We start from the raw sequence: 12,181 nt of genomic DNA, 5'->3' as shown, positions 1-12,181 counted from the left end.
GCCTTTCGCCAGATGACGCCTTTCCAGTCCTACGTGATCTGTACCTCGCCGCGCAGCGGCAGCACGCTGCTGTGCCGGCTTCTGGCCGCGACAGGCATCGCCGGTCGGCCGAGTTCGCTCTTCCATGAGCCATCGCTGGACGACTGGCTGGAGCGCTTCGAGCTTTCCGCCGATACCGACCGCGACGAACACGAGGTTCTCGCCGAGATATTCGCCGCCGCCCTCGACGAGGGGCGCGGCGGGACCGACGTCTTCGGGGTCCGTCTGCAGCGGCACAGCTTCACCTTCTTCCGCGACAAGCTCGCGATCCTGCACCCTAGCCGCCCGAGCGACCATGCGCGCCTCGAAGCGGCCTTCGGCCGTACGCTGTTCATTCACCTGACCCGTCTGGACAAGGCGGCGCAGGCGGTGTCCTACGTGAAGGCGCAGCAGAGCGGCCTGTGGCACAGGGCCTCGGACGGTACGGAGCTGGAACGCCTGTCGCCGCCGCGCGAACCGGTCTACGACACGGAGCTGCTGCGCAGCACTCACGACACAATGGCAACGGCGGATCGCGACTGGGAAAACTGGTTCGCGGACCAGGGCATCGCGCCGCTGCGACTTACCTATGAGGCCCTTTCGGCCGACCCGCCGGCAACGCTGCGTCTTGTGCTCGATGCCCTCGGCCTCGACCCGTCTCCGGCAAACACTGCCGTGCCGGACGTCGCCCGGCTGGCCGATGCGAAGAGCCGGGACTGGGTGGTGCGGCTGCGGGCAGACCTTGAGGCCCGACAGCCCTAGCGGCCGCAGGTGTTGACGCCGAACAGCGTATAGGCCGGGCACCATTTCAGAAATGCGGTCAGCAGCGGCACGACGCCGATCCAGCCGATCCACTTCCAGGTGATCTCCGCCGGACCGAACAGGGCGAAGGCAATCAGCGCCACGCCGACGACGATGCGGGCGATCCGGTCGGCACTGCCGACATTGGTGGTGATCATCGACATAAGCGACCCCTTTTCTCATGCTCGGACCGGAAGGCGTCCACGCCCCCGACAGTCAAACCCTTTTAATTTCTATTATCCGAATATAATGGATCGCATCTACATCCGGCAAGGTGCCGGCCTGCGACAGGTTGGCGGTCCTGGAGCAGGAACCCAGAGGCAAGGCGTGGACAGGTTCACACACCTCGGCTATGTGCGGGGCACGCTCCGTTCCCCCTCCCCCACTGCGATGCCTGCCATGACAGATCCAACTCTTGCCCACGACCTGCGGATCGAGACCGGCCGCGGCGCGATCTTCGCCCGGATGTGGTGGGAAAAGGCCTCTCTCCACGATGCGCCGCCGCCGATCGTGCTGTTTCACGACTCCCTCGGCGCCGTCGATCTGTGGCGCAGCTTTCCGCGAGCGCTTGCCGTGGCGACAGGTCGTCCGGTGATCGCCTATGACCGGCTCGGCTTCGGACGCTCGGACGCCTTCCCCGGAGCGCTGCCCGCGGACTTCATCGAGGCGGAGGGACGCGACACCCTCCCGCTCCTGCGCGAGGCTTTCGGCTTTACGCAGTTCATCGCCTGCGGTCACAGCGTCGGCGGCGGAATGGCTGTGGAGACCGCCGGCCGATATCGCGAGACCTGCCTTGCCGTCATCACGATGGGCGCGCAGGCCTTCATTGAGGATCGCACGCTGGACGGCATCCGCGTCGCGCGCGCTACGTTTCAACAGCCGGAAGAACTGGCGCGGCTTGCTCGCTACCACGACGACAAGGCGCGCTGGGTGGTGGACGCCTGGACCGAAACCTGGCTGTCGCCGGATTTCGCCGGCTGGACGCAGGACAAGGCGCTGGACAAGGTCGCCTGCCCGCTGCTCGCCATCCACGGGGATGCGGATGAGTTCGGCTCGCCCGCCCATCCCGGCCGCATCGCCGAGGGACGCGGGCGCGCCGTGCTGCTGCCCGGCATCGGTCACAATCCCCACCGCGAGGCCGAAGCACAGACCGTCGCAATGATCGCTGGCTTCCTCGCTGGGCTCGATGGCCATGCCGATCAGGGGCTTGGTTTGGGCGCTGGCGCGTAACCCGCCTTAAACGAAAAGTGGCTAGAACGGCCTTCACAGGCTCGCGTTCGTGGCCGAGCTACCATGATTCCGCCCCAGTCCTTCCGCCAGATGGCGGGCAATCCGGGACCTGTCCAGGCCACGCGCCAACTGCCCGAAAACCAACAGAACAACCCGTCGAGGAGCCTCATGTCCGCTTCAAGTGCCTCGTTCCGCAAGACCGGATCCATGGCCGGCCGCGCCGCCGCGCTGACGCTGGCCGCGACGCTCGCGCTGTCCCAGGCTGTGCCCGCACAGGCCGGCTTCATCGGCGACCTGCTCTTTGCCCCCACCTATGACGAAGACTATGTGCCGAGCACCTATGGGTCGCGCGCCGACTGCCGCAATCCGTCCGCCGGACCGTGGCGCGGCATCGTCGGCGGCCGCAAGAGCGTCGACCTGAGGACCATCCAGTTCTCGCGCGAAGGCTGCTTCCAGACGGAGGCCGAGTGCCGGGCGTTCCTGAACCACATTTCCGGGTATCTCACGCTGGTCTTCACTGCCCAGTGCAGCCGGCGCTGAACCAGCCGACAGCCGCAAGTTCCGGCCGGGATACAAAAAAGGCGGGTCCGCGAGGACCCGCCTTCTTCGTTTGAGCCGGAGCGTAAAGCCTTACGACGCGGCCTGGAACAGCTCGTCGACATAGTCCCAGTTGACCAGGTTGTCGACGAAGGCCTCGAGGTACTTCGGGCGCGCGTTGCGGTAGTCGATATAGTAGGAGTGCTCCCATACATCGACGCCCAGCAGCGGCACTGCGCCGTGCACCAGCGGGTTCTCGCCGTTCGGGGTCTTCGTGACGGCCAGCTTGCCGTCCTTCAACACCAGCCAGGCCCAGCCGGAGCCGAACTGCGTGGTGCCGGCGGCAATGAAGTCCGCGCGGAACTTGTCGAAGCCGCCGAGGTCGGAGTCGATGCGCGAAGCCAGGCCGCCCGGCAGCTTGTTGCCGCCGCCATTCGGCTTCATCCACTTCCAGAAATGGATGTGGTTGTAGTGCTGGCCCGCATTGTTGAAGAGACCGGCGTTCTTGCCGAAGCTCTCCTTGACCACGTCCTCCAGCGACTTGCCCTCAAGGCCGGAATCCTTCAGCAGGTTGTTGCCGTTGGTCACATAGGCCATGTGGTGCTTGTCGTGGTGATACTCGAGCGTCTCGGCCGACATATAGGGGCCAAGCGCGTCGTAGGCATAGGGCAGGTCCGGGAGTTCAAAAGCCATGGAAACCTCCTCAGGGCGGGGGCGAAAGAATGATGCCGGCCAGACGGCCGACACTCGCAGGCGGAAGCCGGGGCGCCGTTGCCGCGACGGCCTGCGTGGGTTGTAAGACATTCGGTCCGACAGCCGGATGACGGTCGGTCCGGGTTGCGGGCAACCTTCCGCAAATCGCGTCGGCTGCCTGTCACACAAGGCAAAATAGGCACCCGACCTTCAATCGGCAACGGGCATATGCGCCTTTTTCCCAAAGCCCTGACACCTCCCGACCTCTCCATCGTCAGTTGCCGCAGGGCCCTCCACGGTTACCGCCCGCTCACCGCTTTCTCGCCGCTCAGACAGATTTCCCCTCCCGGCCCGGCGTCTCACGCGCTAGGTTTGCCTCCCGCCTCCCTGCCAAGCTTCGCAAGGCTCTTCCCCGCATGATTGCCAAGCCACGCACCACCGCCCCCTCCCCCGTGTTGCTCGCGTTCGGCGGTTTCTGCGCCTTGGCGGCCGCCATGGGCATCGGCCGCTTCGCGCTGACGCCGGTGCTGCCCTTCATGAGCGAAGCCATCCCGCTGTCTGCCTCGCAGGCGGGACTCATCGCTTCGGCCAATTATCTCGGCTATCTGATCGGCGCATTGGCCGTGATGGCGGTCAGCAAGGACAAGATCGGCACGGGCTTCCTGCTCAGCCTGGCCGGCAGCGCGGCGACGTCCGCCTTGATGGCGGTCGACGGCGGCCTCGTCTGGCTCGCGCTGGTGCGGTTTTTCGGCGGCATCGCCAGTGCCGGCGTGCTGGTGTTCAGCTCCACACTGGTGCTGGACCGGCTGGCAGCGGCCGGGCGCGGCGAACTCGCCCAGTTCTTCTTCTCCGGCGTCGGCATCGGCATCGCCCTGTCGGCGGCGACAGTCGGCTGGCTGGCCCGCGAAGGCGCGGGCTGGCAGGGCCTGTGGGCCGCCTGCGGCCTGGTGTCGGCAGTGCTGAGCATGGGCGCCATTCTCTTCGTGGTGGCGCGGGCGCCGCGCATGACCGCCTCGCCCGCGGCAAGTGCAGCGCCTGCACGCGCCCGCATCTCGCCTGCCCTTGTGCGCCTCGCCATCGCCTATGCGCTGTTCGGCATCGGCTATGTGGTAACCGCCACCTTCCTGACCTCGATCCTGCGCCAGTCGGAAACGCTGGCCCCGTTCGAGGCGCCCGCCTGGGCAGCGGTGGGGCTGGCCGCGGCCGGATCCGTCTGGGTCTGGGGCCGGGTCTCGGCCTGGCTGGGAGGGGCCTGGGCCTTCTCGCTCGCCTGCCTGGCAGAGGCCATCGGCGTTGCCGCCAGCGTGACATTCTCCGGCCTCGCCGGCATGGCGCTGGCCGCCGTCCTGCTCGGCGGCACGTTCATGGGCATCACGTCGCTGGGACTGATCGAGGGACGGCGCCTTGCCGGCGGGGACCCGCGCAAGGTGATGGCGCTGATGACTGCCTGCTTCGGCACCGGCCAGATGGTCGGCCCGACGCTGGCGGGCCTGATCGCCGATGCCACGGGCAGCTTCTACTGGCCGTCGATGGCCGCCGCCGCCCTTCTGGTGCTGGCAGCGCTGCTGGTCGGCCCGCTGTCGGGACCGCGACCGGCGCGCGTCCAGGCAAAATGAAACGGCGGCACAACCCTCGCCGTACCGCCGCTCCAATCATTCCGTCCGGTTCACACGAACCGCTCAGCCGTGGGCGAATTCCCAATAGAGGTCGCGAGCGCGCTGAGCGACCGGGCCCGGCTGCAGCTCGCGATCCTCGATCCGCTTGACCGGAACCACCTTGTTGTAGTTACCGGTCGAGAAGATCTCGTCGGCATCCAGGAAGTCGCCATAGCCGAGCGTACGCTCGTAGACCTCGGTGCCGGCGTCGCGCAGCAGCTTGATGATACGCTGGCGGGTGATGCCATTGAGGAACGTACCGTTCCAGGCCGGCGTATGGACGGCGCCGTCCTTGACCATGAACACGTTGGCCGTGGTCAGCTCCGCGACGTTGCCGAGCATGTCCAGCACGATGGCATTGTCGAAGCCGCGGGACTTGGCCTCGACGATGGCCCGTGCGTTGTTCGGGTAAAGGCAGCCGGCCTTCGCATTGACCGGCATGGTCTCCAGCGTCGGGCGGCGGAACGGCGACAGGGTCAGCGAGATCGCCGCATCCTTCGGCGCGAGAGCCGCCTCGAACAGGCAGAGCGCGAAGCGGGTGGAGGCCGCATCGCCGGCGATGGTGCCGATGCCGTCGCCTTCCGCCCAGTACATCGGCTTCACATAGACCGGCGTATTGGGGGCGAAACGGGACAGGCCGTCCTGCGTCAGCTCCATCATCTCGCCGGCCTTCATCACCGGGTTGAGGCCAAGGGCAACCGCGGAATCGTTGAGGCGCTGACAGTGGAGATCGAGGTCCGGCGTCACGCCTTCAAAGGCGCGCGCGCCGTCGAACACCGACGAGCCCAGCCATGAAGCGTGGGTACGCGTACCCATGATCGGGGCATTGCCCTCGATCCAGTTACCGTCGATCCAGTTCCAGGTTTGCGACCATTCGCTCATCTTCTGCTCCCGATCCGTCTTGGCGCGATTGGTGGGGATCGAACGCCCTTCGCCGGCGAAGGTCAAGGCCCTCCCGCACGCGCGCGGGAAAAGGACCGAAATGTTCCGCACACACCGCGCCACCGTCCAAATCGATCCAGCTACGCCAAATTTAGGGAATGATGTTGCGCAGCGGGCTGCCTTTCGCTCGCTTCCGCACGGACCACCCCGACGAACCCATGAGACGTCCTGAGCCGGCTTCTTGTGCGGCGCACAAGAAGCCTTGACCTCGGGCCGGGTTGGCTGTTTGCTTGGCAGCTGAACAAAATTGCGGCAGCGCCGCCAGAGGGCTCCCGATGCCGGGCGCCCCACCCGCCAAGGCCCCAAGCCCATGTCCCATTCCGCGACTCGCCCTGTCTCCGCCTATGTCTTCGACGCCTACGGCACGCTGTTCGACGTGCACGCGGCGGTGCGCCGCCATGCCGGCGATCTCGGCCCGGAGGCTGTAAGCCTGTCGACGCTGTGGCGGCAGAAGCAGCTCGAATATTCCTGGACACGCGCTCTGATGGGCCGCTACCTGGATTTCTGGTCATTGACCGAGCAGGCGCTGGACACGGCGATGGCGATGACGGGAAAGAGCGATGCGGACCTGCGCCAGCGGCTGCTCGACGCCTATTGGAAGCTCGACTGCTACCAGGAAGTCCCCACCGTTCTGAAGCGCCTCAAGGACGACGGCAACCGGCTGGCGATCCTGTCCAACGGCTCGCCGGCGATGCTGGAGGCTGCCGTTCGGGCCGCTGGGATCGAGGACCTGCTCGACGAAGTGTTCTCCACCGACCTGCTGAAGACCTACAAGACCAGGCAGGACGTCTACGAGCTGGTGACCAACCACTTCCGCATCTATCCCGAGGCGGTGTCGTTCCAGTCGTCCAACCGCTGGGACATCGCAGGCGCCACCGCCTTCGGGTTCCGCGGCGTGTGGATCAACCGCACCGGTGCCGCCGACGAGTATTCCGACCTGCCGCCGGTGGCCGTTCTGGCCGATCTGCAGGGCCTGCTGGCCCTGGCCTGAGCGCCCTGGGCGGGCTCAGCAGAGCCGCTCCTTGGCGGAAACGAAAAACGCTCCGGCCCACGAAGGACCGGAGCGTTTGAAATCTGCCGGATCGAGGTCCGTCAGTAGGTCATGATCGCCGGCAGTTCCTTAGCCTGCGCCACCCACTTCTCCACGCCGGACTCGCTGGGAAGCTGACGAACGAGCTTCTTGGCCTCGTTCACTTCCTTCATCTTGGCATGGAGATTGGCCGGGACCCGGTGCTTGAGCTCCTTGACCGTGTCGACGCCAGCGGCCTCGAGAAGCTCGGAATATTCCTCGCCAACGCCGCTGATGCGCATCAGGTCGGCCATGTTGGCCCACTTGAGAATGCGCTTGTCATCGATCCCGGTCTCTTCGGCCAGCGCCTTGCGGCCCTTGGGATCCTTCGCCCGCTCCAGATAAGCATCGGTAGTCTTGATACCGACCGCCTGCAGCTTCTCCGCATAAACCGGGCCGATACCCTCAATCTCGTCAATGGAATAGGACATCTCGCACCTCCAGACTTGCCCGGCACCAGCAGCCGGGCTTCAAGACAACCGGTCGCGGCACAGCACGGCCAGCTCAGAGCACCTGGCCGAGGCCGGGGATCGAGGAAACCACACGATCGACCACATCGGCGCCTGCGTGTTCGCGCGCGGCCTGCACCAGTTCGCGGGTGACGGTCTGCACCTCGCCCATGTCGAGCCCCGCATTGGTCAGCTCGTTGAGGGCCGCCATCGCTCCCATTCCGCCGCCGATGCTGCCACCGAGCTTTCCGGCAAGGCTGCCGAGCAGCCCGCCGCCACCGCCGCCGCCCTGCTCGGCCATCAGCTGAGAAGCGCCCGGCAGGGCATCGACGATCCGGGCCACCGCATCCTGCGGGCCGTCGCGATCGAGAAAGTTGAGGATGATACCGATCGCCTGACGGGCGAGGTCTTCGCTGATGCCAGCAGCCGCAGCAATCCGGCTGACAAGTTCGTCCATGTGTCCCCCCAGAGGAATCATCGGGCGTCTGGCCGGTAATTTGGCACGAGAGCGCGCACCGCGACAACCGCTATACACAGCGCGATCTGCGGGTTACATGGTTTTTCGAAGCGTCGGAGGGGCCGACGGCGGCAGCGGAGGCGCACGCAGTGCAGGACGCAGACAAGATCTTCATCGGCGGATCGGGCAAGCCGGAATATCTGACGCTGAAGCTTGCCAACCGGCACGGCCTGATCACCGGCGCCACGGGCACCGGCAAGACCGTCTCGCTGCAGATCCTCGCCGAGGGCTTTTCCAATGCAGGCGTCCCGGTTTTCTGTGCCGATGTGAAGGGCGACCTGTCCGGTATCGCCGCCAGCGGCGAGAGGAAGGACTTCCTGGAAAAGCGTGCCGCACAGATCGGCTTCACGGGCGATTACATCTACGAAGACTTCCCCACGATCTTCTGGGACCTGTTCGGCGAACAGGGACATCCGATCCGCGCCACAGTCTCCGAGATGGGGCCGCTGCTCCTCGCCCGCCTGATGGACCTCAATCCGACGCAGGAAGGCGTCCTCAACGTTGCCTTCGAACTGGCGGACGACGAGGGCCTGCTGCTGCTCGACCTGAAGGACCTCCAGGCGCTTCTGGCGCATGTCTCCGAGCGGGCTTCGGAGCTGTCGCGCGTCTACGGCAACGTCTCGAAGGCCTCGGTCGGTGCGATCCAGCGTCAGTTGCTGATGCTCGAGCGCCAGGGCGGCGATGCCTTCTTCGGCGAACCAGCGCTCGATATCCGCGACATGATGCGCACCACGCGCGACGGGCGCGGCGTCGTCTCGGTGCTGGCCGCCGATAAGCTGATGGGCGCGCCGCGCCTCTACGCCACCTTCCTTCTGTGGCTGCTGTCCGAGCTGTTCGAGGAACTGCCCGAGGTGGGCGACCCGGAAAAGCCGCGGCTGGTCTTCTTCTTCGACGAGGCACATCTGCTGTTTTCCGAGGCGCCCAAGGCGCTGCTGGAAAAGGTCGAGCAGGTGGTACGGCTGATCCGCTCCAAGGGCGTCGGTGTCTATTTCGTCACCCAGAACCCGCTCGACGTGCCGGACACGGTTCTGGCACAGCTCGGCAACCGGGTGCAGCATGCCCTGCGAGCCTACACCCCGCGCGAACAGAAGGCCGTTCGCGCGGCGGCGGAAACCTTCCGCCCCAACCCGGATCTCGACACCGAGCGCACCATCATGGAGCTGGGCGTCGGCGAGGCGCTGGTCTCGGTGCTGGAAGGCAAAGGCGTTCCTTCCATCGTCCAGCGCACTCTGGTGCGGCCGCCCTCCTCGCGGCTTGGGCCGCTCACCGCGAGCGAGCGCCGCGAGATCATCACGATGAGCCCTGTCGGCCATCTCTACGACGAGACCGTGGATCGCGATTCCGCCTTCGAAGTGCTCAAGCGCCGGGCCGAAGAGGCAGCCCGGATGGAAGAGCGCCAGAAGGCGCGCGAGGAGCAGGAGATCGAGCGGCGCGGCTCGCCCCGTCGCACCCGTTCCGGCTTCGAGATCCCCGACTTCGGCACCTCGCCCACCCCGGCACCCAGCCGCAGCCGGACCCGGTCCAGCCGCTCGCGCTCCGACAGCGTGGCAGACGCTGCCGTGAAATCGGTCGTGCGTTCGCTGGGCTCGGCACTCGGCCGGGCGCTGGCACGCGGCGTCCTGGGCTCGATCAAGCGGGGCTTCTAGGCCCTCGCTCCGGTCCGGGCCCGGAACTCTCCACAGATCCTTTTTCGGCCCGCCGGCGGCGGGGCCGGCCTCGCCGCGACGGCAATCAGCGGCTTGCCTTCGGTAAAAAGCCGGAGGCCTTTGTTGGCATAATATGAATAATTGACTCATGTTTTTGCAGGTCCTATGCCTGCCCCATCGAGCCACCCGACAGGCGGCTCCCGAGATCCGGTTCGCCCGAGCAAGCACACGCAGCCAGGCTGAACCCGTCCCCAAATATCCAACAAGAGACCGCGCGGACATTTCGCGCTGCGACCGGGCATGCGCGTCCGGCGCCGCGCGTCCGCCTGTCCGGGAAAAGGTTAGGCATGACGTCAAGCAGATCGAAGCTCCTGCGCGCCACTGCGCTGTCCACTGCGCTTTGCGGTCTTCTTCTCGCCCCGGCGATTGCCGATGCCCAGCAGGTTGATCCTGCAGGGGTGGGCGCGCCCTTGTGGGGGCCGCATCTGGAAGTCGGCGGCAAGGCGGGCACGACTGGTCGCTCCAGCACCGGAGAGACGACCCTCTTCGTCCCGCTGTACCAGACCTTCGATCGGCTGATCTACACCGACATTCGCGGCACGTTCGGCGCCTCCGGCTCGCAGGAGGTCAATGCCGGTCTCGGCATCCGCCAGATCATCGACAATCGCTGGATCGTCGGTGCTTACGGTTTCCTCGACTACCGCCGATCCCAGTACAACAACCATTTCCTGCAGGTGACGCTCGGCGCCGAGCTGATGACCGAGCATTTCAACCTGCGCGCCAATGCCTATCTGCCGGTCGGCAAGACGACACACCAGCTCGCCTCCCATGACACTGCGCGGGTCGGCCCGAGCTCGATCACCGTGCGCGGCGGTGAGGAACGCGCCATGCGCGGCCTCGATATCGAGGCGGGCGTCCTCACCGGCCTCAACCTGCTGGGCGACGGGCGCGACGAATTCTGGCTGCATGGCGGCGGCTACGCCTTCTGGGAAGACAAGGCGGAAACCGTCTGGGGGCCGCGTGTGCGCGCCGAATACCGGATGAACGATGTCCTGTTCGAGGGCAGCCGCGTCAGCCTGCTCGCCGAGTACCAGTACGACAGTCCGCGCGGCTCGCAGGGCTTCTTCGGCGCCCGGCTGCGCCTGCCCCTGCAGCGCGCGATCGGCGAGGAAGAGCGCGGCACGCGCCTGACCGCGCTTCAGCGGCGGATGACCGAGACGGTGGTTCGCGACGTGGACGTGGTAACCCAGGCCGGAGCGTTTGGAGCCGAGGTAACGGGCGTCGATGCCCGCACGGGCGCGACGCTCGACAACCTGGTGGTGATCGACCCGGCGAACGGCAATGTCGGCCAGGCCATCGAGGCCGCTACCCCCGGCCAGCAGGTGTTCGTCAACGGCAACGGCACGGTCATCGAGATCGACGACACCATCACCCTTGCCGCCAACCAGCGGATCGCCGGCGCGTTCGACGTGCGCAATCCGCTCACCGGCCGCACCTTGCGGGTGGGCGACACCCGCCTTCACGGCATCGACGCGTCACGCGACCTCTTCGCGATGGCGGACGATACGGTCCTCTCCGGCTTCTCGCTGTCTGGCGGCCGCACCGCGGTTGCATCCGACGGCGCCAGCCGAGTGACGCTTACGGACCTGCGCATCTCGAACGTGGCCGGCACCGGCATCAACTTCCAGAACGGTTCGGACCTCACTGTGGCCCGCGTCGCCCTGTCGGAAATCGCCTTCGACACGGCGGACGGTTTCAGCAACTTCAGCCCGGAAGACACCGAGGTCGGCGTCGGCATCCGCCTTAACCGGGCGAGCCACGTCACGGTCGAGAACGTGACCGCCGATCGGGTGGGCATGGGCATCTTCGCGAATGTCTCGCAGGACCTCACCTTCGCGAATGTCGACATCTCGAACACGGCGAAGGAAGGCCTGGTGTTCCACTATGTCCACCGCGCCGATCTCGATGCGGTCGACATCGCCCAAACCACTGCGGACGGTGCCGCCTTCGTCGCCTCCGGCGAGATCGGCTACCGCAACTCCGTGCTGACCGGCATCGGCGCGCTGCCGAGCCTCGGCGTGCGCAGCGGCATCAACATCAGCTCGTTCAGCGGCGACTGGTCGATCATCGTCGGCTCGGAGTCCAACCACGGCTACGACTTCCAGAACCTGACCATCAATGGGGCCACCAACAGCGGCATGATGATCATGGGCATCCGCGACTCCAGCTTCACCGACATCTCGATTTCCAATGTCGATGTCATCGGCATCCAGCTGATGCAGATGCTGAACCCCTCCGACGCACTCACCTTCGACAAGGTAGAGATCGACCAGGCGGGCCGGGCAGGCTTCTGGATGATGGGCGACTTCGAGAACCTCAACGGCTCCGTAACGGTCACCGGAACGCCCGAGGCCTGCGGCCGCTCGCCCTTCATGCCGACGAGCCTGACGCAGTCGCCCGGCAGTGCTTTCGTACTGAATGGCGAGGCACTCACCAATGCCGATGTCACGGGAGCATGCGCGCCCGTCAACAACTACTAGGACGCCGACAACACGCCGCCGCGCCATCCGCGCGGCGGCCTTTCCACAAGCGGCCGCCTCCCCGGGTTAGCGTCCGAGGAGCTG

Annotated in this window: 12 protein-coding genes; 7 read left to right on the top strand and 5 right to left on the bottom strand. The window is 66.3% G+C overall.

Annotated elements, in window-relative coordinates; translation table 11 throughout:
- Window positions 1–12: 12 nt before the first annotated feature.
- Window positions 13–780 (top strand): Stf0 family sulfotransferase, encoded by a 768-nt coding sequence (locus tag H7H34_RS07075; RefSeq protein WP_185924723.1) that lies wholly within the window; start codon window positions 13–15, stop codon window positions 778–780.
- On the opposite strand, the gene H7H34_RS07070 is transcribed toward H7H34_RS07075, so the two are convergent.
- Window positions 777–983, bottom strand: coding sequence for a YgaP family membrane protein (locus H7H34_RS07070; protein WP_245164999.1), 207 nt, complete (start codon window positions 981–983; stop codon window positions 777–779). The two genes, H7H34_RS07075 and H7H34_RS07070, sit on opposite strands and share 4 nt — an antisense overlap.
- Window positions 984–1,218: 235 nt before the next feature.
- On the opposite strand from H7H34_RS07070, the gene H7H34_RS07065 reads away from it, so the two are divergent.
- Together H7H34_RS07065 and H7H34_RS07060 are read left to right on the top strand one after the other, a co-directional pair.
- Window positions 1,219–2,049 carry an alpha/beta fold hydrolase gene (locus tag H7H34_RS07065; protein WP_185924722.1) on the top strand — a complete coding sequence of 277 codons (831 nt, stop codon included), beginning with the start codon at window positions 1,219–1,221 and terminating at the stop codon, window positions 2,047–2,049.
- A gap of 168 nt (window positions 2,050–2,217) precedes the next feature.
- Window positions 2,218–2,589, top strand: coding sequence for a hypothetical protein (locus tag H7H34_RS07060; RefSeq protein WP_185924721.1), 372 nt, complete (start codon window positions 2,218–2,220; stop codon window positions 2,587–2,589).
- A gap of 90 nt (window positions 2,590–2,679) precedes the next feature.
- On the opposite strand, the gene H7H34_RS07055 is transcribed toward H7H34_RS07060, so the two are convergent.
- Window positions 2,680–3,279 carry a superoxide dismutase gene (locus H7H34_RS07055; protein ID WP_120269078.1) on the bottom strand — a complete coding sequence of 200 codons (600 nt, stop codon included), beginning with the start codon at window positions 3,277–3,279 and terminating at the stop codon, window positions 2,680–2,682.
- 416 nt (window positions 3,280–3,695) lie between these two features.
- Here H7H34_RS07055 and H7H34_RS07050 point away from each other — a divergent pair, with 416 nt between their 5' ends.
- Window positions 3,696–4,895 carry a YbfB/YjiJ family MFS transporter gene (locus H7H34_RS07050; protein WP_209006168.1) on the top strand — a complete coding sequence of 400 codons (1,200 nt, stop codon included), beginning with the start codon at window positions 3,696–3,698 and terminating at the stop codon, window positions 4,893–4,895.
- A gap of 63 nt (window positions 4,896–4,958) precedes the next feature.
- On the opposite strand, the gene H7H34_RS07045 is transcribed toward H7H34_RS07050, so the two are convergent.
- Window positions 4,959–5,816 carry a branched-chain amino acid aminotransferase gene (locus H7H34_RS07045; RefSeq protein ID WP_185926464.1) on the bottom strand — a complete coding sequence of 286 codons (858 nt, stop codon included), beginning with the start codon at window positions 5,814–5,816 and terminating at the stop codon, window positions 4,959–4,961.
- A gap of 370 nt (window positions 5,817–6,186) precedes the next feature.
- Here H7H34_RS07045 and H7H34_RS07040 point away from each other — a divergent pair, with 370 nt between their 5' ends.
- Window positions 6,187–6,867, top strand: coding sequence for a haloacid dehalogenase type II (locus tag H7H34_RS07040; RefSeq protein WP_120269077.1), 681 nt, complete (start codon window positions 6,187–6,189; stop codon window positions 6,865–6,867).
- Between the two features lie 101 nt (window positions 6,868–6,968).
- On the opposite strand, the gene H7H34_RS07035 is transcribed toward H7H34_RS07040, so the two are convergent.
- Entirely contained in the window at window positions 6,969–7,376 is a 408-nt protein-coding gene (locus H7H34_RS07035; RefSeq protein ID WP_120269076.1) for a DUF4332 domain-containing protein, read from the bottom strand.
- Window positions 7,377–7,449: 73 nt separating this feature from the next.
- On the bottom strand, window positions 7,450–7,851 hold the full coding sequence (locus tag H7H34_RS07030) for a DUF2267 domain-containing protein (RefSeq protein WP_120269075.1): 402 nt from the start codon (window positions 7,849–7,851) through the stop codon (window positions 7,450–7,452).
- Window positions 7,852–8,000: 149 nt separating this feature from the next.
- Between H7H34_RS07030 and H7H34_RS07025 the strand changes: the two genes are divergently transcribed.
- Together H7H34_RS07025 and H7H34_RS07020 are read left to right on the top strand one after the other, a co-directional pair.
- Entirely contained in the window at window positions 8,001–9,557 is a 1,557-nt protein-coding gene (locus H7H34_RS07025; protein ID WP_185924720.1) for a helicase HerA-like domain-containing protein, read from the top strand.
- A 347-nt stretch (window positions 9,558–9,904) separates the two neighbouring features.
- Window positions 9,905–12,097 carry an inverse autotransporter beta domain-containing protein gene (locus tag H7H34_RS07020; RefSeq protein ID WP_185924719.1) on the top strand — a complete coding sequence of 731 codons (2,193 nt, stop codon included), beginning with the start codon at window positions 9,905–9,907 and terminating at the stop codon, window positions 12,095–12,097.
- The last annotated feature ends 84 nt before the right edge of the window (window positions 12,098–12,181 follow it).

The sequence above is a fragment of the Stappia sp. 28M-7 genome (genome assembly GCF_014252955.1).
Lineage (GTDB): Bacteria > Pseudomonadota > Alphaproteobacteria > Rhizobiales > Stappiaceae > Stappia.
Note: the sequence above shows the minus strand (reverse complement) of the source record. Positions and strands in the feature narration are given on the sequence as shown.